Annotated in this window: 26 protein-coding genes and 2 pseudogenes; 11 read left to right on the plus strand and 17 right to left on the minus strand. The window is 69.0% G+C overall.

The window, feature by feature from the left end:
• Positions 1–70 precede the first annotated feature (70 nt).
• Entirely contained in the window at positions 71–547 is a 477-nt protein-coding gene (locus ACFVJQ_RS36085; protein ID WP_385789885.1) for a hypothetical protein, read from the minus strand.
• Positions 548–597: 50 nt separating this feature from the next.
• Positions 598–1946, minus strand: a pseudogene (locus tag ACFVJQ_RS36090) (IS256 family transposase).
• Positions 1947–2155: 209 nt separating this feature from the next.
• Here ACFVJQ_RS36090 and ACFVJQ_RS36095 point away from each other — a divergent pair.
• Positions 2156–2743, plus strand: a complete 588-nt coding sequence (locus ACFVJQ_RS36095; protein WP_385789887.1) for a hypothetical protein — start codon at positions 2156–2158, stop codon at positions 2741–2743.
• A 69-nt stretch (positions 2744–2812) separates the two neighbouring features.
• Here ACFVJQ_RS36095 and ACFVJQ_RS36100 read toward each other — a convergent pair whose 3' ends face one another.
• Positions 2813–3169, minus strand: a complete 357-nt coding sequence (locus ACFVJQ_RS36100; RefSeq protein WP_385789889.1) for a hypothetical protein — start codon at positions 3167–3169, stop codon at positions 2813–2815.
• Between the two features lie 229 nt (positions 3170–3398).
• Here ACFVJQ_RS36100 and ACFVJQ_RS36105 point away from each other — a divergent pair, with 229 nt between their 5' ends.
• Positions 3399–4778: a TrkH family potassium uptake protein gene (locus tag ACFVJQ_RS36105; RefSeq protein WP_385789891.1), complete on the plus strand. Its 1380-nt coding sequence runs from the start codon at positions 3399–3401 to the stop codon at positions 4776–4778.
• Complete coding sequence (locus tag ACFVJQ_RS36110; RefSeq protein ID WP_385274251.1) at positions 4771–5493, plus strand: potassium channel family protein; 723 nt, start codon at positions 4771–4773, stop codon at positions 5491–5493. Before ACFVJQ_RS36105 ends, ACFVJQ_RS36110 begins: the two co-directional genes overlap by 8 nt.
• A 67-nt stretch (positions 5494–5560) precedes the next feature.
• Here the strand turns inward: ACFVJQ_RS36110 and ACFVJQ_RS36115 are convergent, their stop codons facing one another.
• Positions 5561–5872, minus strand: a complete 312-nt coding sequence (locus tag ACFVJQ_RS36115) for a hypothetical protein (protein ID WP_385789893.1) — start codon at positions 5870–5872, stop codon at positions 5561–5563.
• Positions 5873–5976: 104 nt separating this feature from the next.
• Here ACFVJQ_RS36115 and ACFVJQ_RS36120 point away from each other — a divergent pair, with 104 nt between their 5' ends.
• Positions 5977–6390, plus strand: coding sequence for a hypothetical protein (locus tag ACFVJQ_RS36120; protein WP_385789895.1), 414 nt, complete (start codon positions 5977–5979; stop codon positions 6388–6390).
• Positions 6391–6509: 119 nt separating this feature from the next.
• Positions 6510–6964 (plus strand): annotated as a pseudogene (locus ACFVJQ_RS36125) (CBS domain-containing protein).
• A gap of 9 nt (positions 6965–6973) precedes the next feature.
• Here ACFVJQ_RS36125 and ACFVJQ_RS36130 read toward each other — a convergent pair.
• Positions 6974–7390 (minus strand): STAS domain-containing protein, encoded by a 417-nt coding sequence (locus tag ACFVJQ_RS36130; RefSeq protein ID WP_385789897.1) that lies wholly within the window; start codon positions 7388–7390, stop codon positions 6974–6976.
• A gap of 307 nt (positions 7391–7697) precedes the next feature.
• On the opposite strand from ACFVJQ_RS36130, the gene ACFVJQ_RS36135 reads away from it, so the two are divergent.
• Positions 7698–8933, plus strand: a complete 1236-nt coding sequence (locus ACFVJQ_RS36135) for a cation:proton antiporter (RefSeq protein WP_385789899.1) — start codon at positions 7698–7700, stop codon at positions 8931–8933.
• Positions 8920–9378: a CBS domain-containing protein gene (locus tag ACFVJQ_RS36140; protein ID WP_385515922.1), complete on the plus strand. Its 459-nt coding sequence runs from the start codon at positions 8920–8922 to the stop codon at positions 9376–9378. The genes ACFVJQ_RS36135 and ACFVJQ_RS36140 overlap by 14 nt, the downstream gene beginning before the upstream one ends.
• Positions 9379–9483: 105 nt before the next feature.
• Here the strand turns inward: ACFVJQ_RS36140 and ACFVJQ_RS36145 are convergent, their stop codons facing one another.
• The 8 genes from ACFVJQ_RS36145 to ACFVJQ_RS36180 all read right to left on the minus strand — a co-directional run bounded on the left by ACFVJQ_RS36145 (position 9484) and on the right by ACFVJQ_RS36180 (position 16059).
• Complete coding sequence (locus tag ACFVJQ_RS36145) at positions 9484–10371, minus strand: cytochrome c biogenesis CcdA family protein (protein WP_385789901.1); 888 nt, start codon at positions 10369–10371, stop codon at positions 9484–9486.
• A gap of 5 nt (positions 10372–10376) precedes the next feature.
• Entirely contained in the window at positions 10377–10958 is a 582-nt protein-coding gene (locus tag ACFVJQ_RS36150; protein WP_385789903.1) for a redoxin domain-containing protein, read from the minus strand.
• A gap of 98 nt (positions 10959–11056) precedes the next feature.
• The gene (locus tag ACFVJQ_RS36155; RefSeq protein ID WP_385515919.1) at positions 11057–11875 is read right to left on the minus strand and encodes a Crp/Fnr family transcriptional regulator; all 819 of its coding nucleotides are present in this window, start codon (positions 11873–11875) and stop codon (positions 11057–11059) included.
• A gap of 86 nt (positions 11876–11961) precedes the next feature.
• Entirely contained in the window at positions 11962–12447 is a 486-nt protein-coding gene (locus ACFVJQ_RS36160) for a hypothetical protein (protein WP_385789905.1), read from the minus strand.
• 111 nt (positions 12448–12558) lie between these two features.
• The gene (locus tag ACFVJQ_RS36165) at positions 12559–13347 is read right to left on the minus strand and encodes a methyltransferase domain-containing protein (RefSeq protein ID WP_385515916.1); all 789 of its coding nucleotides are present in this window, start codon (positions 13345–13347) and stop codon (positions 12559–12561) included.
• Positions 13344–14915, minus strand: coding sequence for a radical SAM protein (locus tag ACFVJQ_RS36170; protein WP_385789907.1), 1572 nt, complete (start codon positions 14913–14915; stop codon positions 13344–13346). Before ACFVJQ_RS36170 ends, ACFVJQ_RS36165 begins: the two co-directional genes overlap by 4 nt.
• A complete protein-coding gene (locus ACFVJQ_RS36175; protein WP_385515914.1) occupies positions 14912–15343 on the minus strand; it encodes a MauE/DoxX family redox-associated membrane protein in 432 nt (143 codons plus the stop codon). Before ACFVJQ_RS36175 ends, ACFVJQ_RS36170 begins: the two co-directional genes overlap by 4 nt.
• A 68-nt stretch (positions 15344–15411) precedes the next feature.
• Positions 15412–16059: a peroxiredoxin-like family protein gene (locus tag ACFVJQ_RS36180; protein WP_385789909.1), complete on the minus strand. Its 648-nt coding sequence runs from the start codon at positions 16057–16059 to the stop codon at positions 15412–15414.
• 139 nt (positions 16060–16198) lie between these two features.
• On the opposite strand from ACFVJQ_RS36180, the gene ACFVJQ_RS36185 reads away from it, so the two are divergent.
• Complete coding sequence (locus ACFVJQ_RS36185) at positions 16199–16798, plus strand: TetR/AcrR family transcriptional regulator (RefSeq protein ID WP_385515912.1); 600 nt, start codon at positions 16199–16201, stop codon at positions 16796–16798.
• A gap of 12 nt (positions 16799–16810) precedes the next feature.
• Here ACFVJQ_RS36185 and ACFVJQ_RS36190 read toward each other — a convergent pair whose 3' ends face one another.
• Genes ACFVJQ_RS36190 through ACFVJQ_RS36200 form a run of 3 tightly spaced genes read right to left on the minus strand, consistent with a single transcriptional unit; the run spans position 16811 to position 18176 of the window.
• Positions 16811–17383, minus strand: coding sequence for an SRPBCC family protein (locus ACFVJQ_RS36190; RefSeq protein WP_385789911.1), 573 nt, complete (start codon positions 17381–17383; stop codon positions 16811–16813).
• On the minus strand, positions 17380–17682 hold the full coding sequence (locus ACFVJQ_RS36195) for a DUF427 domain-containing protein (protein WP_385789913.1): 303 nt from the start codon (positions 17680–17682) through the stop codon (positions 17380–17382). Before ACFVJQ_RS36195 ends, ACFVJQ_RS36190 begins: the two co-directional genes overlap by 4 nt.
• A 41-nt stretch (positions 17683–17723) precedes the next feature.
• The gene (locus ACFVJQ_RS36200; protein ID WP_385515909.1) at positions 17724–18176 is read right to left on the minus strand and encodes a heavy metal-responsive transcriptional regulator; all 453 of its coding nucleotides are present in this window, start codon (positions 18174–18176) and stop codon (positions 17724–17726) included.
• Between the two features lie 90 nt (positions 18177–18266).
• Here ACFVJQ_RS36200 and ACFVJQ_RS36205 point away from each other — a divergent pair, with 90 nt between their 5' ends.
• Complete coding sequence (locus tag ACFVJQ_RS36205) at positions 18267–18431, plus strand: hypothetical protein (RefSeq protein ID WP_385515908.1); 165 nt, start codon at positions 18267–18269, stop codon at positions 18429–18431.
• Positions 18432–18985: 554 nt separating this feature from the next.
• On the opposite strand, the gene ACFVJQ_RS36210 is transcribed toward ACFVJQ_RS36205, so the two are convergent.
• The gene (locus tag ACFVJQ_RS36210) at positions 18986–20035 is read right to left on the minus strand and encodes a PucR family transcriptional regulator (protein ID WP_385789916.1); all 1050 of its coding nucleotides are present in this window, start codon (positions 20033–20035) and stop codon (positions 18986–18988) included.
• Positions 20036–20320: 285 nt separating this feature from the next.
• On the opposite strand from ACFVJQ_RS36210, the gene ACFVJQ_RS36215 reads away from it, so the two are divergent.
• Both ACFVJQ_RS36215 and ACFVJQ_RS36220 read left to right on the plus strand, forming a co-directional pair.
• A complete protein-coding gene (locus ACFVJQ_RS36215; RefSeq protein WP_385789918.1) occupies positions 20321–21682 on the plus strand; it encodes a nodulation protein NfeD in 1362 nt (453 codons plus the stop codon).
• Positions 21667–22515, plus strand: coding sequence for a slipin family protein (locus ACFVJQ_RS36220; protein WP_385789920.1), 849 nt, complete (start codon positions 21667–21669; stop codon positions 22513–22515). Before ACFVJQ_RS36215 ends, ACFVJQ_RS36220 begins: the two co-directional genes overlap by 16 nt.

Here is a 22515-nt window from a genome sequence, read left to right on the forward strand (position 1 = left end):
TCGGCAGCAGTTCCGTTTTGTACGGAAGAGAGCGTTCCAGCGCCACGGCAAGCCGGGCGACCAACCGACGCTAGGACGAGTGTCGGACAGCGAGATGCCGCTCAGCTGCTGTCGCGCTCAGCTCCACGGCGTCCAGAAGGTCACACTCCAGCTGGTGCGGTATGGCTCCGCGCCCCAGGCCAGCGGAGGCTACCGCCTCGGTCAGTCTGGAGTGTTCTTCTGCGGTCATCTCTCTTGAGCACGCTCGATGCGCGATGATGTCCCGTGCAACGTATCCGTCGGCGAGGTGCACCGCATCATTCACGAGGCGACGGGCGACCTCGGCTTGACTCGAACGCGGGGAGAGATCGAGGACAGTCAGCCCAACACGGGTACGGAAGACGGCCAGTTCTGTTCCAGCCTGGAGATTCAGGTACTCCACTGCCATCTTCTCTGCCGCACCTTCCGCTGCTCTGCCGTCGGCGGTGAGGCAGAGAACAGTGAGACATGCTGCAACGGGGTGTTCCCAGGCTTCCGTTAGCGTGCTCTCGTCCAGGATCCGGGTCACGTCCGCTGGAGTGGTGTATCAACGGCCACTCGGTGATCTCTTCTTTGAGGCTATGCGGTGAGTTCGGTGGGCAGGACGGTCTCGTCGGTTTCTGACTCGATCGGGTGGAGCCTGGCCTTGGCCAGTAGTTCAAGCCCCATGTAGCGGCGGGCTTCGGTCCATTCGTCGTTCTGTCCGGCCAGGACCGCGCCGACCAGGCGGATCAGGGCGGTGCGGTCGGGGAAGATGCCGACCACGTCGGTGCGGCGGCGGATCTCCTTGTTCAGCCGTTCCTGCGGGTTGTTGGACCAGATCTGCCGCCAGAGCTCGCGCGGGAAGGCGGTGAAGGCCAGCAGGTCTGCCTGTGCGGCGGTGGCGTCTTCCCACAGAAGATCGGCAACCGCGAACGTATCCTGCTCGCCCTCCTCTATCTCAGGAAGCTGTGCACCCTGGACGTCCTCGCGGACGCGCTCGGCGACGTCAGCCGCTCCCTGATCGGAAACGTCGTCCGTGAGATCCGTCCCCTGCTCGAACAGGACGGCTGGATTCCAGGCCAGGCAACCACCCGATATCGCACCGCAGACGACCTCTTGGCGGCCGCCGAGACACACGACGCGACACACCGACAAGTTGAATCTTGACGGCTCCAGTGGGTGCGGCAGCGCTGCCAGGAGGCACCGGGCAGGACGGCGCCGATCGCGTCGACCAGGCCGGCGTGGGCGTCGGAGACGACGAGCTGGACGCCGGCCTGGCCGCGGGCGATGAGCGAGCGCAGGAAGGCCAGCCAGCCGGCGCCGTCCTCGGCGGTGGCCACGTCGAGGCCGAGGATCTCGCGGTGCCCGTCGGCGTTGACGCCGACCGCGATCAGGGCATGCACGTTGATGATCCGGCCCTCCTCGCGGACCTTCTGGGTCAGCGCGTCGACCCAGACGAACGTGTAAGGCCCGGCGTCCAGGGGCCGGTTGCGGAACGCGGTGACCTGCTCGTCCAGGTGCCGGGCCATCGCGGACACCTGGGACTTCGACAGCTGGGTGACGCCGAGGGACTCGGCGAGTTTCTCGACCCGGCGGGTGCTGACACCGAGCAGGTAGGCGGTGGCGACCACGCTGATGAGGGCCTGCTCGGCCCGGCGGCGGCGTTCCAGCAGCCAGTGCGGGAAGTAACTGCCCTGGCGCAGCTTGGGGATGGCCAGTTCGATGGTGCCGGCCCTCGTGTCCCACTCGCGCGTGCGGTAGCCGTTGCGGTGGTTGACTCTCTCCTCGCTGACCTGGCCGTATTCGGCGTTGCAGAGGGCGTCGGCCTCGGCGGACATGAGCGCGTCGGCGAACGTCTTGACCATCGCGCGCAGCAGATCGGGACTCGCCGCGGTGAGGTTGTCTTCCGCGAGGGCGTGCAGGGGCAGACTGTCGGGTGCGGTCATCGTGCTGATCTCCTTCGGGCTTCGACACCTCGAAGATCAGCCGGTGGCCGTTCGTCTATGCGGGCCTCACCCCGATGCCGGAGCAAACCCCCGGATCAGGTCGAACCCGTACACCATCTCCATGGACGCAACCCTCCAGCGACGGGCACGGCATTGGAAAGGCATCACCGCGTGCGTCACACCGCGGGTCGCTTCCTTAAGCTCATGTCATGCAATGGCGCATCCGGCGAGAACGTACGACGTCGGTGTCCGCGCGCGCTCCGGGCGACATGGGAACAGCGGAGGAGACGGCACTCGACAAGCGATGGTGCGCCGACATGTGGACCACGTCTCTTGCCACGGTGGCCTTCCTCGGGATGCTGATCGCCCTCGACACGTTCGCCGGGACGCTGAACGCGGCGCGAAGCGTGCTGTGGATCGGGCTGGCTGTTCTGATGTTCCTGCTCCTGACCCCGGCCCGGGTAGTGGCCGGCCGTGGGTGGCTGGAGTCTCGCTGGCTGTGGCGTGAGCGCCTCGTACACACTGATCGATTGGTTTCGGCACGCTGGTCGCCGGAGGGCGCGCCGCGGCTGATCCTGCGTGATGCGGACGGAGGCCGAGTCGAGGTGAATCCTGACGTGCTCGCAGCCAATCCCCCGCTCTGGCGTCTGGTGGACGCCGGAATCCGTGCGTCGCTGAAGCAAGGAAGACTGCGGCGTGGGGAGTCGGTGTTGCGGCAGCTCTCCCTACAGGTCGAGAAGGACATGGCGCTGGCCATCTTCAAGGTCTCAGGCCTTCAGGAGGGCGAGCAGCCGTAAGCCCGGGGCGGAAGAGCTCCGCCGGCTTGTCTCCGTCCCCAGGGTCACGTCGGCGCGATGGGAAACGCCTCACGGCACGTCGCCGTGCCACGAGGGTGCACGGGTATCCACAGAGGCATCACGCCGGTCGAACCAGTCGCTCAGAGCGGCGCCGCCCTGCAGTCCCAAGGCCAGAAACAACAGGGCCGGTGTGAAGGAGGACAGCAGGAGGTCGGCGTCTTCTCGGGGCATGTCCGACAGCCGTAGCACCGCCGGCACCAGCGACCCGACGTACAGCACCAGCGCAGCGACGCCCTGAACCCTGGTCCGTGCCGAGGACCAGTGCCAGCGCGCCCTGCGGGGAGCCCAGCCGCGCAGCAAGGCGACGCCGAACGGCAGCAGCAGCGCCGTGGACACGCCGATCCAGCACCAGAAGAAGACCCTCACGTCGCTCACCTTTCGTTGGCGCGAGAGTACGCGCGCAATGCACCGCGGTCGATGCCGGAACCCGGCAGTCATTTCCTCGCCGAACCGCATCATTGACTCCGACTCCGCGATGGTCCGCTCACCCGGCCGACCCCGCGGGTAGGGTGTGCGGCCGGGATCTTGACGAGGCCTTGACGTAGGCCAATGAGGGCTACGACTGTCGAGGCAGACCGGGGGAAAGAGGCAACGGGTGGCAGGATTGGTGACACGGTTGCGGTCGCTGTCATTGGTGCTGGCCGCACACCCCGCTCGCGCGGTCGTCCTGGCCTTCGCCGCCGTGGTCCTCGCCGGTGCGGTGCTGCTTGTGCTGCCGATCGCCACCGAGGAACGGGCGGGGGCCAGTTTCCTGACGGCGCTGTTCACTTCTACATCCGCCGTGTGCGTCACCGGACTCGCCGTCGTCGACACGGGCACGTACTGGAGCGGCTTCGGCGAGGGTGTCATCCTCGTGCTGATCCAGGTCGGCGGCTTCGGGATCATGACGATGGCATCGCTGTTGGCGCTGCTGGTCTCGGGTCGGCTTCGGCTGCGCATGCAGCTGACCGCGCAGGCGGAGACCAAGAGCCTGGGCATCGGGGATGTCCGCCGCGTGCTGCTCGGGGTCGCCGGGACCACGCTGCTCGTGGAGCTCGCGGTGGGGGCCGTACTGGCGCTGCGGTTCCGGTACGGGTACGGCGAGAGCATCGGCAGCGCCGTGTACCTCGGTTTCTTCCACGCGGTGTCGGCGTTCAACAACGCCGGGTTCGGGCTGCACGCCGACAGCATCACCCGCTACGCCGGAGACACGTGGGTGATGCTGCCGGTCGCCGTCGCCGTGATCCTGGGCGGCCTCGGCTTCCCCGTCCTGCTGGAGCTGCTGCGCCACCGCAACCGGCGGCGTACGACCGGGCGCCGCAACTGGACCCTGCACACCAAGCTGACGCTGATCACCACAGCCGTCCTCCTGATCGCCGGCACCGTGCTGACCGGCCTGCTGGAGTGGACCAACGCCGGCACCCTGGGCCCGCACTCGACGGCGGACAAGATCCTCAACAGCTTCTTCCACTCCGCCATGGCGCGCACCGCCGGCTTCAACGCGGTCGACATCGGGGCGATGGAGTCCTCCACGCTGCTGATGACGTGCGTGCTGATGTTCATCGGCGGTGGCAGCGCCGGGACCGCGGGCGGCATCAAGGTGACCACGTTCGCGGTCCTGCTCGTCGCGATCATCGCGGAGGTGCGCGGCGAGCCCACCTCGGGGGTACTGGGACGCCGTCTCGCCCCGCACGTACTGCGCCAGGCCCTGACCGTGGCGCTGCTGGGCGTCGGCCTGGTCATCGCCTCCACTCTGCTTCTGCTTACGCTGGTCGAGGAGCGGCTGGAGGCTGTGCTGTTCGAGGTCGTCTCCGCCTTCGCGACGGTGGGACTGTCCACCGGCATCACCGCGGACATGCCGGGGGCCGGCCAGCTTCTGCTGATCGGCCTGATGTTCGTCGGCCGTATCGGCCCCATCACCCTTGTCTCTGCGCTCGCCCTGCGGGAGCGCAGGCGCCGCTACGAACTGCCCGAGGAGCGACCCGTCATTGGCTGACTACCTGCACAAGCTGCGCATGCGCCGCCGCAAGCGCCTCGCCGAGACTCGCGCCCATGGGGCGACGGACCAGCGCGTGGCCGTGATCGGCCTGGGCCGCTTCGGCTCGTCCCTCGCCAGCGAGCTGATGCGCCGCGGCTGGGACGTCCTCGGCATCGACACGGACGCCCGCCTGGTCCAGAAGTACAGCGACGGGCTGACACATTCGGCGGTCGCCGACTGCACCGACCCGGAGGTGCTGCGCCAGCTCGGCGTCCACGAGTTCACCAGCGCCGTGGTCGGCATCGGGACCGACATCGAGGCGAGCATCCTGGTCAGCGCCAACCTGCTGGAAGCCGAAGTGCCCAACGTCTGGGCCAAGGCCATCAGCCGCCAGCACGGCCAGATCCTCGAACGCCTCGGCGTCCACCACGTCGTCCTTCCCGAGCACGAAATGGGCGAACGCGTCGCCCACCTCGTCACCGGCCGGATGCTGGACTTCATCGAGTTCGACGACGACTACGCCCTCGTGAAGACCGTCGCCCCGGACATCGCCACCGGCGTCCCGCTCGGTCAGAGCCAGGTCCGCAGCCGGTACGGCGTCACGGTCGTCGGCATCAAACGCCATGGCGAGGACTTTACGTACGCCACCGCCGAGACCGTCATCCAGAAGGGCGATGTCATCGTCGTCACCGGCAAAACGCACGCGGTGGAGGCGTTCGCCGAGCTCAGCTGATCACCGGCCTGGTCAGGGCCGGTGATCACAGAGGTTATCGGGCGCTTGGCTTCGGCAGACCCGCCGGTCAGCCGTTGAGGTCGCGGTGGTTGAAGCGGTACGTCCCCGCTGCCACCAGCACCGCGGAGGCCCCGGCAAGGATGCCCGCGTCGGCCCACTGCATGCCGTGCTTCAGCGGCTCGCCGCCGGTGTAGTAGTGGAAGGGCGAGAGGTACCCGGCCCAGTCCGCGCCGAGTTGCCCGGCGAAGGTGTGGGCGGCATAGGTGAGGATTCCGATGCCGGCGGCGTCCCGTGCCGGCTCGACGCCGTCCTCTCGCGCCCGGCGACTCTGAGCCGCGCAGATCAGCCGGCATACGGGATGCGTCAATGTGTCGTACATGGTTCGTCAAGAACGTCGGCGCGCGTCTCGACGTGCGGTCTCATCCGCGTTGCATGGAAGAAGCCGCACTCGCGGGTACGCGCTGTTGAAGGAGGGATCGGCCCATGGTGGAGTGGCGCCCTTTGCGTACCGCCGCCCTCCGGCCCGTGCCCGAGCCTACGGCCACGCCGTTCGTCTGGGCGGCGGCTTGCGCGGGAGCGTTCGTCCTTGCGGTCGTACTCAGTACGCTCAGCGGCCCGTCTGCTCCATCCGTCGCCCTTGCGGTTCTCTGCGGGTTCGCGGCGCTGCTGGGCCTGCCTGCCCGCTTCACCGCGGCACCCGGAACCGCCCTCGTGTGCTGGCTGTTCCTCAACGGCTTCCTGATCACGCCACGCGGTGAACTCACCTGGCAGGGGCATCCGGACGCAGCCCGGATGGGCCTCCTCCTCGCCGCCGCAGTCCTCGGCACGCTTGTCGCGCGGATCATCAATGCGGTTGGCGCACATCACCGCACCACACCCGGTGACGGCCCACCCTGAGAGCGCGCACGGTCAGTTGCACCGGAATGCCACAAGGACCACCTCGCCGTGGCTGGTAGGGGACCACATCCGCGTGATGCTGCCTTGTAGGACGACAAAGAACGGAACGGAAGCCGACCGTGCGGGCACGTGACCTGGCAGTGGAGTACGAGACGGTCGGCGTCGACACCGACGCCATGAAGGCAGCACGCCTGATGGCCGGGACAAGCTTCCCGCCCTGCTGGTGATCGACGAGAACGGTGCGCCCAAGGCCATCCTGCCCGCGTCCCAGACGATCAAGATTCTCGTGCCGGAGTACGTCATCGAAGACCCGACACTGGCCGCCGTGGTCGACGAGCGGCACGCCAACCGGTTGTGCCGGGCGATGGAGGGCCGCACCGTTCGCGACTGCCTGTCCAAGAGGGTGACTGAGCTGCCGGTCGCCGCGCCGGACGACACTGCCCTTGACGCCGCGCAGAGGGCGCGGGTACGTAGCCCGCTGGTGGCGGTCGTCGAGAAGGACAAGGCCGGCATACGGCTCCTGGGCGTCATCACCGCCGCCCATCTGCTGGATCGACTCCTCGCCGCGGTCTGAGAAGGGGAATCACGGAGCTTCCGAGCCGTCCTCGCCATACACCTCGAGCACCCGGCCCAGGCTCAGCTGATGCAGCACGCCGCGCGACTGGTGCCCCGTGTGGGTGACGATCACACGCGTACTGTGCGCGCTCGCTGCCCGCACTGTCATGAAGAACGCCGTTCCTCCATCACTGCTGAGGTGGCTCAGCCGGCGAAGGTCGAGCTCGAGGACGTCGGGATGCGAGCGCAGAACGTCCTGCAGCTGCACACCGATGCGCGCGGCGTTCTCAGAAGTGATCTCTCCGGAGAGCCGGACCACGATGTGACCGGGAGCGGACTCGCCGACCTGGTGCTCCTGACGGCGGAACGGATGGAGCAGGCGGTTTCCGACCCTGCGTAGTCCGTGGTCCCGGTGGAACTCCTCGGTGGGGGAAGCGTCTGGCATCCGCGGCTCCAGGACAGGATGGACCGACTGCCGACCAGACTTCCCGGCGCGCCTGCCGCTGAGCCTAATCGCCGCGCGATCCGTGTGCCGCTTGTGCCGTTCTGCGACTCGGCTGATCGGATGGCGGGGGCAGCAGGGCGTGCCCGCCCTGAGTATTGCCGGATTCCGGCAACGTCATGCCCTTCGAAGTGCGCGTTAGTGATCTGTCAAAGACGCATCAAGAACGGGTAAGGTTCCCAGCGGTGTGCCGGGAAGCCTGGTCGGCGAGCAGAGGACGAATCTCTCTTCCGATCGGGGGTGGCCCGTCATGGTGCTCGTGGCGGTGTTCGGTACCGCGCTGCTGGTGGCGGTTTTGTTGTCGGGCCTGGCGGCGCGGACGGTGCTCTCCACGTCCTTTCTCTTCCTGGTGGGCGGAGCGCTCGTCAGCGATGGCTTCCTCGGTCTGATCCACATCACGCCGGACAGCGAGATGGTGTCCGTGACGGCCGATCTGGCACTGTTCGCGGTGCTGTTCACCGACGGCATGCACGTCTCCCTGCCCAAGCTGCGCGCCAACTGGAGGAACCCGGCGCGTGCCCTGGGCCTGGGCATGCCCCTCGCGTTCGTGTTCATGGCACTGGTCACGCACTTCCTGGTGGGCCTGGACTGGACGACGTCGTTCCTCGTCGGGGCCGTCCTCGCGCCGACCGACCCGGTGTTCGCCTCGGCGATCGTGGGCCGGAGGGAAGTCCCGGCGAAGCTGCGGCAGTTGCTGAATGTGGAGAGCGGTATCAACGACGGGCTCGCGCTACCGATCGTCCTCATCCTGATCGCCGCCGCGGGCCCGACCGCCGACAGCGCGGAAGCCTCCGGCTCCAAGATCGCCCTGGAGCTGGTGCTCGGCCTCGTCTTCGGTTTCGCGCTGCCGCTGCTGGTGAACTGGCTCGTACGTTTCCGGCTGCTGGGCGCGGAGCCGAAGCTGCAGCCCCTGCTGCCGCTGGCGACCGGGATCATCCTGTACGCAGCCTGCCACCTCACCCACGCCAACCCGTACCTCGCCGCCTTCTCGGCCGGCGCGGTCATCGCACACGTGTCGCCGGAGGCGAAGGAGTCCTTCGAGCCGCTCGGCGAGGCGCTGGCGGAGCTCGCGAAGTTCGCGGCCCTGCTGCTCTTCGGCGCCCTGCTGACACCGCAGCTGTTCGGTGACTTGTCGTTCGGCGGTTATGTGGCGGTCGTCCTGGCGATCGTCCTGATCCGTCCGGCCTCGCTGCTGATCTCGCTGATCGGCACGAGTCTGTCCCGCAAGGAGAAGGTGGTGGCTGCCTGGTTCGGGCCGAAGGGCTTCGCCTCGGTGGTGTACGGGCTGCTTGTACTTCAGGCCGGGATCCCGCAGGGCGAGGAGGCGTTCACCCTCATCGCCGTGTGCATCGCCTTCTCGATCATCGCGCACAGCTCCACCGACGTGCCGATAGCCCGCCTCTTCCACGTCGAGGACATCGCCGGTGTCACCGGAGGCACCCCTGCTCCCCGTACCGCCAAGGAGTCCGACCATGTCGGCACGTGAACTCGCCGAGCCCTACCCGCAGGTGTCCACCGACGACGACGCCACCGCAGCCGCCCGGCTGCTGGCCGAACACAAGCTGCCCGCACTCCTGGTCGTCGACCGCGACGGACAGCCGTACGCCATCGTGCCCGGCTCCCAGCTCATCGGACAGCTCGTCCCCGAGTACGCCCTGGAGGATCCGCTGCTCCCGGCCGTCATCGACGACCGGGACCTCGACGAGGTGCCCGACAAGCTCGCCGGGCTCAGCGTGGCCGAATGGCTGCCGCGCCGCAGGTTCCAGCCACCGACGGTCGGCCCGGACGCTAACGTCATGCACATCGCGGCCTTGATGGCCCGCACCCACACGCCACTGGTCGCCGTCGTCGAACGCGACGGCGACCAGGTCCGCCTGGCAGGGGCCATCACGGCCGCCCGCCTGATGGAACGACTCATCGGAGGATCGTGAACGACTGGCACAAATACCAGCTCTCGGCCTGACCGGCGATCTCACTCAAGAAGAGCCGCACCCAAATCCTTTGACCACATCGCGTTCTAGAGAAGACCGGACTGGTCACCTGCGATCAGCTGGTGGTGCTCCGAGTTCTGTACGCGCAGACTGGTGGGTTCGTCGCCGCTTACTGATCAGCATGGCAACGACGAGCAGTGCCGCGCAGAGGGCGGCGATCCCAGCCGGGCCGGCACCGTCCAGCGTGTCGGCGATGGCCCGCTGGGCCGCGCCCGCCCCATTGATGACCGGGTCGGTGGTGGCTGGGTCGTGCTGGACGCGGATCTCGTACCAGCCGTAGTACGCCACGTACGCCCCGACGAGGAGCAGCAGGCCGCCGCCGAGACGGGGTGCGAGGGCGCCAAAGCGGCGCAGCCGGGTCACCGCGGTGATGCGGGTCAGGGCGATAGTCAGGGAGGCGGCGCCGACGATCAGGCCCATTCCGGCGGCGTAGGCGGCGAACAGGGCGATGCCCTCGCCGGTGGATCCGCTGCGGAAGGCGGAGACGACGATGGCCAGGAACGGGGCGATGGTGCAGCCGAGGGAGGCGGTGGCGTATGCCACGCCGAACAGCGCCATAGAAGGGATGGAGCGGGTGACCGTGGGGGCGCGGCGCACTTTCGGGGCCAGGGCGGGGAGTTGGCGGCCGGCCAGCAGCCAGGCGCCGGCCACGGCCATGAGCAGCCCGAACGCGATGGTGAACCAGGGCAGATGCCGCTGCACCTGCCCGGCGACGGGCTGGACGGCCAGGCCGAAGACGCCGAAGAGCGCGGCGAATCCGACGGTCATCGCGGCAGTGGCGGCCAGGGCCCGGCCGACCGCGACCGTCCGGCTGGGCGAGTCGTCGCCGAGGACCAGCAGCGACAGGTAGGCCGGGAGCAGGGCGAAGCCGCACGGGTTGACGGCAGCAAGCATCCCCGCGGTGAGCGCGAGGGCGAGGGGCAGGTCGGCCATGGTGCTCAGCCGGTGAGCCCGGCGACCTTCTCAGCCAGTCCCTGCCCACCGGGCAGGACGCCCTCGTAGACGGTCGTGCCGTTCTTGTCGAGGATGACGTAGTGGCTCTGCTCGGTGATCTCGAACCGCTTCCACACGTCGCCCGCCTCGTCGGACAGGTGGGGGAAGCTGTCGGTTTCGGTCTCGGCGACGAAGTCCTTCATGGCGGCGCTGGTGTCGAGCCCGGCAACGCCCAGGACGTTGGCCTTGCCCTGGTAGTCGGCGGCGACCTTCGCGGTCTCTGTGGCCTGGGCGCGGCACTTGGGGCACCAGGGCGCCCAGAACCAGAGCACGGTCGGCTTGCCCGCGAGGGTCTTCGCGTCGAACGGCTTGCCGTCCACGGTGGTGCCGGTGAACTGCAGCGCCTCGGGCACAGCGGCCCCGGCGTCACCGGCGTCCGAGGTGGTGGGCGACTGGGCGGGCGAGGACGTTTTCGACGGCGAGGCGCCCGCGTCGCCATCGGTGTCGGAGCCGCCTTCGGTTCCGCACCCGGCGACGGTGAGCAACGTGGCGGCCAGAGCGGCAGGAAGCAGGGTGCGAACGCGCATGGACGACTCCGAGTGACTCCTGTGTGCGGGGACCGGGTGTGAGCGTAGAGCCGCCGGGCCCCGCGGGCGGGCTGTGGTGGCCTTACGGTTCGGTGACGTCAGCCCGCGGCCTCCTTGAGGCGCTCGGTGTCGAGGACGGTGATGCGGCCGCGGGCGAGGCGCAGCAGGCCGTGGTCGGCGTAGTCGTGCAACACCTTGGTGCACGTTTCGCGAGACGTGCCGGCCAGGGCGGCGAGCTGCTCGTGGGTGAGGGCGATCTGCGGGTGGCGTCCGACCGGCCGCAGCGGACTTGCCGAGGGCTGGGCGGTGGTCAGAGTGGTGAGGGTCGTGGCGATGCGCTGGGCGACGGTCTTGAACACGCTGTCGGACAGGCGTTGTTCGAGGTCGGACAGGCGGCGGCCGAGGATCGCCGTGATCCGGGCGGCGATCCGGGCGTCAGACAGCAAGTACTTGTGCACGTCCGCGCGGCTCATCACGCACACGACGGTGTCGTCGAGGGCCTCGGCGAAGTTGTCGTACATGTGCTGCCCGAGCAGGACCATCTCCCCGAAGATGGTGCCCGGCGTGATGATGGCGGTGGTCAGCGCCCGGCCGTCCGCGGAGACCCGGAAGACGCGCACCCGGCCGCGTTTGAGGATGAACAGCACCTCGGACGGCTGGGCCGGCGAGTAGAGGATCTCGCCCGCGTTGTACGTCTTCATCGGCGCCGCCTCCGCGATGGCGGCCATCTCCCGCTCGGACAGGTCGCAGAAGATGTCGACCTCGGCCAGGCACCAGGTCCGCTCGGCGTCGTCATCTGCTGCGGCGTCGGCCATGGTGTGCGTCTCCTCGCGTCGTCCCGGTGCCCACGGCGGGGGCGCGGCGCCCCATGCCGGGCTGGCCAACACCTCGGCGCCCTGGGCCAGACAGTACGGCACCACGACACCTCCGAAGCCTGTCCGACGCGGCCCCGCCCCCGGTGGTGTTGCACCGGTGCCGGGGGTTGACGTGGGCGGTAGGGAGCTCATCCTCGGGCCGGACCGTTGCTCCTGCCCATCGTCTGGGCGATGGAGGCGAAGGCCACTCCGGCGAGCAGCCCGAACACGAGGTGGGCGCCCAGGCTGGAGGAGGTGACGTCGTTCCACTCGAAGACGGGCATGCCCATGTTCGCGGGCATGATCCACAGGGCCCCGAGGGCCCACCAGACAGCGCCGTAGACGAGGCCGAGAACAGCGGCGGGGGCAACATGCCGGGCGTACTGTCCGAGCAGCGCGCCGAAGCCGGTCCCGGCGAAGAGCGCGATGGACAGATGGATCAGCCAGCCCACGAAGGCGTTGGTGGATCCGAGCAGCCCGGCGACCATGGTGATCATCGCCGTGTCCATCATCGGCCGGGACACCGACATCCAGATGCCCATCCCGACACCGCCGACCAGCCCGGCCGCGGCACCCCACACCGCATGGACCGGAATCGTGGCGGTCTTCGGGGATATCTGCACGGTGGTGGCCATGGTGATCGTCCTCCCGATGCTGATGTTCCGCTCACGATGCCGACGCTAGGACGCAGGGCGTATGCAGGTATGTGAGGGCGCTTACGTACCCGGGAGTAGACCGCTGGATGGTCATGGTGACTTCACCGCGATCAGCAGGGCGTAGCCGAGAAGGCCGTCGGCGACGGCCGTGCGGGCCGCGGCCAGGATGTCGGTGGCCGCGGCCAGGTTCACACCGGCTTCGGTGAGGCGGGCCGGGGCCGTGAGGCGCAGTAGGTTCAGACGCGCCTCGATCTGGTCGATCATGCGCAGCATTGCTGCGTCGTGCCGCTCGGTGTGACGGGTGTGCAGACCGGCCGCGGCCAGGATGTCGGCGTACTCGGGCAGCGGGCGGGCGTCGGCCACGCAGGCGATACGGGCACCCAGTCCGCTCAGTTCGGGTGAAAGTCGGTCGGGGTCGGCGGTGACGTCGGTGATGCCCACGCGCCCGCCCGGTCTAAGGACGCGGGCGAACTCGGTGGCGGCCCGCGCCTTGTCCGGAAAGGTACACAGCGCGCACTCGCACACCACCGCGTCGAACACTCCGCCCTCGTACGGCAGGTGCTCGGCGTCGCCGGTGACGAACACTGCCCGCTCGGCCATCCCGGCTGCCTGCGCGGCTCCCTGGGCGAGGGCGGTGTTGGCGGGCGCGTAGTCGACGCCGTCCACGCGTGCGCCGTAGACGTCGGCGAGGAGGAGGGCGGTGGTGCCGCGGCCGGAGGCCACGTCCAGGACGCGGGCGTCGCCGGGCAGCTGCAGGTGGTCGGCGAGGTGGCGGGTCAGGGTGAGGCCGCCGGGGTGGTAGGAGTCGCCGAGCAGCAGGGCGACAGCGTCCTTCGCGTAGGCGTCGGCGCAGCAGGTCTTGATCTCGTCGTGGTTCACGGCCGGCGCTCCTCTGCTGCGTCATTGCGCGCGGTCTTCGAGCCGTACGGCGTGGAGGTGAGCCGATCGGCGAGCGGCAGCGCGTTGGGCACGACGTCGGCGACGGGGACGCCGGACATCTGCGCGCGGACCTGTTCGCGGTAGCCGACGGAGTTGTACGCGCAGAACGGGATGAGCCGCCCGTCGGGGGTAATCTCCTCGACGCAGCACTTCATCAGCTGCTTGACGTTGAGGGTGTAGGGGTCCTGGAAGTCCTGCACCACGATCATGAACGCCTTGTCGTTCAGGTCCCGCACCGCTTCCGGGAGGTCGATGCCGCAGGCGTCCGCGCAGTCCAGGGCCTCGGCGGTGGCCCGCAGCTTCTCCTCGGTCGTCTCCGTCCCCATGAACGCCGAGGCCGACCACAGTTTCTCCAGGGCCTCGCGGATGCCGACGTCGGGCATGACGCGGTTGGTGACGTAGTCGAGGTAGTCCTCCACGTTCAGCAGCCGCGGGATCGGCACCACCGTGCGGTTGCCCGGTTCCCCGTCCACCAGCAGGTAGGTGATGGACCGGCAGGTCGGGAAGCAGCACGGCACGGGGAAGAAGTCGCCCTTCTGGAACCAGCCCGGCCGCTGTTCGTTGATCAGCCGGATGACGTCGGGGTTGGTGAGCCGCTGAAGCGGGTCGAACTCCACGTGTCGGCCGGAGTGCGTGACGGGCTGGAACGCCACGGACCGTACGGCGGGATGGTCGATGCCGTACTCGATGATCGCCCCGAGTTCGTGCTCGTTCAGGCCCCGCTCGACCGCCGCGACGAGAGTGACGGTCAGCCCCGCCTCCGCGCAGTTGTCCAGCGCCCGCTGCTTGAACATCCGCAGGTCCCGCCCCCGGATCTCCAGGTGGGTGCGTTCGTCGAAGCCGTCGAACTGGAGGTAGATGTTCACCGACCGGCCCGGCACCTGGTTGCGCTTGCCGAGCTCGGCAACGAAGGTCCGGTCGGAGGCGAGGCGGATGCCGTTGGTGTTGAGGGTGACGTTCTTGATCGGGCGGGCCTGGGCGAGGTCGATGAAGTCGAGGATGTGCTTGTGGACGGTGGGCTCGCCGCCGGACAACATCACCACCTCCGCATCACCCTCGGATTCCACGAAGGCGTCGAGCATGGTTGCGCACTGCTCGTGGGTGATGGAGTAGCCGTCGGGTTGGTGGCCGGAGTCGGCGAAGCAGATCGGGCAGTCCAGGTTGCAGCCGGTGTTGACCTCGATGATGCCCAGGCAGGCGTGCTGCTTGTGCTCCGGGCAGAGCCCGCAGTCGCTCGGGCAGCCGTCCCTCACCTCGGTCTGGAAGGTGAGAGGAATGGTGCCCGGCTTGTTGAAGCGCGCGGCGGACAGGTATTCCTCGGCATCGCCGTACACCAACGCCTCGAACTGCCCATGGTCGCGGCAGCGTTTACGCAGATAGACCTTGCCGTCCCGGATGTTGACCTGCGCGTCGACCGGAGTCTTGCACAACGGGCAGATCGACTTGGTGAACTCCACGAACACCTCGTCGCGGTCCACCTTGCGCCGGGGCGCGGATGCCTGGGTCATCTCGATCCTCTCTTCGCGGTGGGGCCGGATGCCTTGCGTGCCCCGCGGAACAGCAGGACCGCGTAGCACAGCAGCAGTGCGTCCTGCACGAGGACGAACCAGCTCAGTCGCTGGGCGAGATATCTGCCGAAGCAGCCGCAGTTGGTCACCGTGAGGCCGCGGGCGTAGGCCTGTACGGCCAGCAGTGCCCATGCCCCCGACACGGCCGTGTAGACCCACACGGGGGCGATCGCCTTCGACCGCGGGCGGGCAAGGAACCACACCCCGCACACCAGCTCGCCCGCGATGAGTGCTGCGGCAAGCGCAGGCGCCCCCGGCCCAGAGACGAGCCCATAGGCATCCAAAATCCCGGGCATCTGACGGAAGGACACGAGCTGTCCGACCGCCATCGCGACGAAAAGCGCACCCAGCACGCTCCGCAGCACCATGCGCTGCACGCTATGCCCCAGGTGAGGCGGGGATCTGTAAGCGCGCTCACCGACGGCACACAGCTGACTCAGGCCAGGGCGTCGAGCGCGGCGAGGATGTCGGTTGGTTCGGCGCGGCGGGTGTAGTCGGTGTCGACGAAGGCCCAGCGGATGATGCCGTCGCGGTCGATGACGTACGTCGCGGGCAGAGGGAGCGTACGCGGGTGACCCCCGTTGACGCGCTGAAGCTCGAAGCCGAGCTTGTCGTATACGGCGGCAAGGTCGTCGGGGAGGTCGAAGGCGAGGCCGTATTGCTCGGCGGTGTCGGAGCCGAGGTCACTGAGGACGTCGAAGGCGAGGTCGTGCTTCTCGGTCAGGGAGAGGGACTCGTCGGGGATCTGCGGGGAGACGGCGACGAGTCGGACGCCGCGTGCGGTGATGTCGTCGTGGTGACGCTGAAGGGAGCGCAGTGCGATGTTGCAGTACGGGCACCAGGCGCCGCGGTAGAAGGTCAGGACGACCGGGCCGGTAACGAGCAGGTCCTCCCGGACCACCGTCTGGCCGGTCGCCGACGGCAGGCTGAAGTGCGGGGCCCGGTCGCCGACGGTCAGGGCGCGGGTGGCCCGGCCGGAGTCGGCGAGGTCCTGGGCGGCGCGGTTCATGATCTCCCGTATCTCGGCGGGGATCTGCTGCTGGCGGGACTCGTAGAAGGCGCGCAGCTCGGCGTTGAGGGTCATGGAAGGGTCCTCCTGGGGCTGGGACAGGGTCGGGACAGAGCCGAACCTCCAAATTGGAATGACCGTTTCAAGATAGTGGAGGGGGCGGTATCTTGGAACTTCCATTTCAGGATCGCGGGAGTGCCAGGAGGTGAGGGCAGTGCCGGACATCAAGCACTTCGACCCGGACACTGCACTGGAGACGGTGGTGCGGCTGTTCTGGCGGCAAGGAATGGCCTCGACCGGCATCCAGGACATCGTGACGACGACCGGACTCAACCGCTCCAGCCTCTACGCCACCTTCGGCAGCAAGCAGGATCTCTACCGCACCGCGCTGCGCCGCTACATCGAGAGCCGTTCGCAGCCGGCGTTCTGCCGCCTCGCGCAGGACGAACGGGGCCTGCCCGCCATCGCCGAGTTCTTCACCGCGCTCATCGACGTGCGCTGCTCAGGGGAGTACGCGCGGTGGGGCTGCATGGTCTCCAACGCGCACGCCGGTGCGGAGAACGGCGACCCGAAGGTCCGTGCCCTCCTCGACGGGCACCACCGGCACCTACGGGACGCGATGTACGCGGCGCTGACGATCGCGCAGGACAACGGCCAACTTCGACCCGAGGCCGACCTCGGCGCCACGGCCGAGCTCCTGGCCCTGCTCGCCTACGGCGTCAACGTGCGCTCCCGTGCCGGAGCGGACGTCCGCGAGCTGGAGGAGACGGTGACGGCAGCCCTCACCGCGATCGGTGGCCGGGCGGCGCCCTGACGGCACACCCCCTCAGCCCCGCGCTCTCCGCTCGGCCTCCTCCTTGACCGAGGCGAGCGAGTCGGCGACGGTCGCCTCCCACCGCTTGGCGACCTTCTCGCCCCACCACTGCCCAGCACGCCAGAGGTCTGTGCCCAACTCTCCCTCGTACAGCAGCCGAGTGGCCCCGTCCCGTTCGGTGAGGGTGAAGGACTCGACGACGTACGGCACCGGGCCGCGCACCAGCCGGAAATCCACCCGCTCGGGCCGGGTGAACCGCACCGTCTCCACCGTGACGGCCTTCCAGCGGCCGCCGAGCGGCGTGTGGTGGGCGGCAAGCACCATGTCGCCGCCCCGCTCCAGAACACGGACCTTCTCCCCCATGGCCCGCGTGGTCCGCCCCAGGTACGGCTGGCCGATCACGTCGAAGATGACCTCCCGGGGCGCGGCGATGTCCAATGGTTGAAGCCCGAGCTTCCGGATGCGCCGCCCCACACCGAGGTCGGCGGGCAGGGCGCCCGAGACCAGCCCCGCCCAGCCACCGACGGCGACTGCCCCTGCCGCAGCCGCCCAGGCCGTGAGATGCGCGAGACGACGGCCGGTCACCGGGAGGGCTCCGGTTCGCCCTCGACCGTGACGCCCTGCCAGAACGCGACATGGTTCTTGATCCGGCGCGCCAGGGGGCTCGGATGCGGGTAGTACCAGGCGGCCTTCGGGTTGGTCCGCCCGCCCACGGTGACGTCGTAATACCGGGCGAGCCCCTTCCAGGGGCACAGGGACCTCGACCGGCTCTCGCGGAAGTACTGGCGGTGCAGCGCCTCGGACGGGAAGTAGTGGTTGCCCTCGACGATCACGGTGCGCGGGGCTTCCGCGATCACCGCTCCGTTCCATACGGCCCGCAACATGATCTCGCTCCTCCACATGCACCGGAAGGATTCCCCGGGTGTTACGACGTGACGCTATGCGCGGCACCTACGGCGGTTCCGTGACGGCGCTCACCGTTCGCGTGGGTGAGGATGCGGCAGGTGTCGGTGTCGGTGCACTTGGCCGGGTCCGTCCGCGCGGCCCGCTCGGCGAGGCCACGCAGGGCCTGCCGGGTGGCGCGCAGCTCGCGGATACGCCGGTCGATGTCGGCCAGATGCTGGTCGATGAGGGCCGTGACGTGCTCGCACGGCGAGGCCCCGGCATCGCGGAGGGCGAGGACGGAGCGGATCTCGGCGAGGGTGAGGCCGGCGCTCTGAGCTTCGCGGATGAAGGCCAGTCGCCGCCGGGTCTGCTCCGGGTAGTCGCGGTAGCCGCCAGGCGTGCGGGGCGGCTCCGGCACCAGCCCGATCTCCTCGTAGAAGCGGATCGTCTTGGCGCTCAGCCCGCTCGCGATGGCCAACTCGCCGATGCGCATGTCTCCGGGCTAGCCCTTGACCTTCCAGCAAGCTGGAAGGTCTACCGTCCGGGACACAGACGGAGAACGAAGAACAGGAAGGGGCTCACCATGAAGCAGCCCGAGACGACGGGACGGATCACGGTCATGATCGTGCCCGGCTGCCCGAACGCCTCGCTCGTGCGCGAGCGGATCGCGGACGCCGTCGCGGGCCGGACCCTGATGTTGGACTGGATCGAGGTGCGCGACGCCGAAGAGGCCGCCCGGCGGGGATGACCGGCTCGCCCACCATCCTGCTCGACGGCATCGACCCGTTCGCCCAGGAGGGCCTGCACCCGAGCCTGTCCTGTCGGCTCTACCGCCACGCCGACGGCATGACCGACGGCGCACCGGCCCTCGCAGACCTGCGCCGCGTCCTCACAGTGATCCGCCCGGCCGGAACGACAGGAAGGAATGAGGAGCCACTCTGGCCTCCAGCCCCCGAGAGGTCGTCATCGACCTGTCCGCCACCCACGTCTGGGACGCCTCCTCGGCCGCCGCCCCGGACGCCCTCGAGACCAAGCGCGCCCAGCACTGCAAAACCGCCGAGATCGCCAGCCTGAACGATCCCTGTGCCCGCCTGCATGGCTGGCTCGGCCGAGAGTTCGCCAGCAGCCGCTGACAGCCATCCCGCAGGTCACAGGCCGATGGTGTCCTACCGGAACCAGGCGTGGGTCAAGAGATCCGGACGCGGGCGCCGCGCTGCGCACGGGCGAGGACAACGGCGGTGGAAATGAGCTCGACATGGCTGAGCCCTTGGCAGAGCAGGCACCCAGTACAGCCGGATGGGATCAGTCGGCGGGCTGAAGGGGTTGCGACGGCCAGTCCAGGAGGCGTGCGCCGAGTGCGGCGGTCTGCAGGATGTACCGCTGGTCGGGGTCGGTGGGGTCATGGCCGGTGAACTGCCGGATGCGGCCGAGCCGGTAGGCGATCGTGCGTACGCTCATGCCAAGGCGGCGTGCGGTGGCGGTGTTCAGGCAGCCGCTGGCGAAGTAGGCGGTGAGGGTGTCCAGCAGCGGCTGGGGACCGCCGCGCGCTTGCTCCAGCCCGCCGAGGACGGTAGCCACCAGGTCGGTGATGGCTGCGCGGTCTCTGCCGAGGACTTGGAAGACCAGCACGTCGGAGGCGTGTACGACCCGGGCGGGCAAGCCGAGCTGGGTGGCGAGGTCGAGGGTGCTGCGTGCTTCCTGGTGGGAGCGGACGATGCCACCAGGGCCGCGCCTGGGTCGGCTGATGGCCACCCGGTGCTGCTCTCCGACCGCGTTGCCCACGGCGGCGGCGAAGGCTTCGGAGGCGCCCGGTCCCTCTCCGGAGGACACACACACCAGGAGGCCGTCCTTGGTGGTGGTCAGGACATCGCGGACGCTGAACCGGGTGGTCAACGCCTCCTCGACATAGCGGCTGGCGGGATCGCCCGCGCCGAACGGGTTCGCAGCGCGCGCGACGGCGACCGTGTGCGGACCGAGCAGTCGGAGGCCGAATCGTTCAGCCCGCTCGGCAAGCCAGCCTAGGTTGGTGCGGCCTTCCAGAAGGTCGTCGACGAACTCCCGCCGCGTCGCCTCCTCCCCGCGGATGGCTGCCCGGTAGGCCGTTTCGTAGCCCTCGGTCAGTGCCACCGTCGCATCGGCGACCGCCCGCAGGTGGGCGGTCGCCACAGCCGCCAAGGCGTCCACGCCCTCGGCCCGGCACGCACCGGGCAGGTCCGACCACACGCGGCAGGCGGAGTCGAGATATTCGGTGATCAGAGCCGTGAGGGCTGTGCCACGGCCGGCCGCGGCGGCAGCCACCTCCCGCAGGCCCTGGAGTTCGCCCGCGCCCAACTGCCCTTTGCCGGCGGACACGTCGGCAAGCTGTCTCAAACAGCGAACCAGAGCTTCCGCCCTCGGAGACTCGCTGTCGGCGGGAGTCGCTGTGAACGGCACCGCAGGAGCGACGGCACCCACAGGTACATTCGGCCCGTTCTGTCCTCTCGGCATGCGGCCATTTTGCCGGAGGGCGGCAAAAAACAGCCAGGCAAGACGGCTTTGTCTGGTCGCCTCCGGCAGGCGTCCGGCGAGGCGGCCAGGGTAATCCGTGAGTAAAACGCCCAGCTGAGACCCACGACAGGGAACGAGGGGGTACGCGCCGTGCCCCGAGTCCGCCCCCTAGCTCCGCTCCGCAGGTCAGCCCAGCTCCTGCTGGTCGCTCTCGCCTGCCTGCTCGCCGTCCCCGCCGTCAGTGCGGCCGGGACACCACCCGTGCTCATCACGAAGGTGGACGGCACCATCACCCCTGTCGTCGCCGATCACCTCCAGGAGGGGGTACGCATCGCCGAGCGTGAACGGCACGCGGCCTACATGATCGAGATGGACACGCCCGGCGGGCTGCTGCAGTCGACCCGGGAGATCGTGCAGGACTTCCTCGCGTCCGACATCCCGGTCGTCGTGTACGTCACTCCGTCCGGTGCCCGTGCGGCGTCGGCGGGCGCCTACATCGCGATGTCCGCGCATGTCGCCGCGATGGCCCCCGGCACCCACATCGGGGCGGGCACGCCCGTCACCGGTGAGGGCGAGGAGGCGAGCGACAAGGTGGTCAACGACGCCGTCGCGTTCGCCGTGTCGATCGCCGAGCAGCGCGGCCGGAGCACCGACTTCGCCCGGGACATGGTGCGCGAGGGTGAGGCCGTCTCCGACCGAGAGGCGGTGCGCACAGACGTGGTGGATCTCGTGGCACCGTCGCGTACGGCCCTGCTCACCGAGTTGGACGGCCGCCGGGTCGTCGTGGGTCCTGAGGGGGGCGAGCACGAGGTCGTTCTGCATACGGCGGATGCCAGGACAGTGGAGCACGATCTCGGCTTCTTCGGTGAGGTCCGGCAGCTGCTGGCCAGCCCGGAGCTGGCGTTCCTCTTCCTCTCGATCGGGACCCTGGCCCTGATCTACGAGCTGGCGAACCCGGGGATCGGATTCGCCGGTGCCATCGGGCTGGTCCTGCTCGTGCTCGGGTTCGTCGCGCTGAGTGTGCTGCCCTTCCACGTCGGTGGCCTGCTCCTGCTGGTCCTGGCCGCCGGCCTGTTCGCCGCAGAGGTGCTCACGCCCGGGGTCGGTGTCTTCGCCGCGGGCGGGACGGTGGCCCTGGTGTTCGCCGGGATCCTGCTCTTCCGTGGCGAGCTGGGCGTGGATCCGGCCGTTCTGTGGCCGACCGCCGTAGTGGTGGGCGGCGGCTCGCTGCTCGCCGGGCGACTGGCGTGGCGGGCCCGGCAGGCCCAGGCGACCACCGGTGCCGACGGCCTGCTGGGCCAGCAGGCCGTCGTAGTGCGAGCGGACGGTGGCACCGGTCAGGTCTGGCTCGAAGGCGCCTGGTGGACCGTCCGCGGCCGTACGGCACCCGTCACCGCAGGGCAGCACGTCCGCGTCGTGGACATCGACGGCCTGGATCTGATCGTCGAGAGGGCCGACACCCCGGGCGGCCCGAGCCCCGAACAGGAGGACGGAACATGGACACCGGACTGATCGGCATCATTATCGGCGCGGCCGTCCTGCTCATGCTGCTGATGGCCTCGGTGAAGATTGTGCCGGAGTACGAGCGCGGGGTGATCTTCCGCCTCGGACGGATCATCGGCGCCAAAGGACCGGGGCTCTTCTTCATCATCCCCGTCGTCGACCGCATGATCCGCGTCTCCCTGCGGACCATCACGATGGACATCCCGCCGCAGGACATCATCACCAAGGACAACGTCACCGTACGGGTCAACGCGGTTACGTACTTCAACGTCGTCGACCCCAACCGCTCCGTCGTGGCCATCGAGGACCACATCAAGGGGACCTCGCAGATCGCACAGACCACGCTGCGCAGCATCCTCGGACAGGTCGACCTCGACGAACTGTTGGTCAACCGCGACGAGATCAACCAGCGCCTTCAGCGCATCATCGACGACGTCACCAACCCCTGGGGCGTCAAGGTCACCCTCGTCGAGGTCAAGGACGTAGAACTGCCCGAAGCCATGCGGCGCGCCATGGCCCGCCAGGCCGAGGCCGAACGCGACCGGCGCGCCAAGGTCATCCACGCCAAGGGCGAGTACGAGGCCGCCGAGACCCTGGCGGACGCGGCGGACCGCCTCGAAGGCCACCCCGCGGCCCTCCACCTGCGGATCCTGTCGACCATGGCCGAGATCTCCGCCGAACGGAACTCCACCCTCATCTTCCCGCTGCCGATGGAGATCTTCCGCCTCGTCGACATGCTCCGGCAGCCCCAACCCCCAGGTCAGTACGGAGAAGACGTAACCCACTCGAATCCAGCCTGCGCGCTTCGGCGCGAACACTCGCTCACGGCTCGAGGTGGCTGA

Origin of the sequence: Streptomyces sp. NPDC127197 (assembly GCF_042672405.1) — a bacterium.
Lineage (GTDB): Bacteria > Actinomycetota > Actinomycetes > Streptomycetales > Streptomycetaceae > Streptomyces > Streptomyces flavusporus.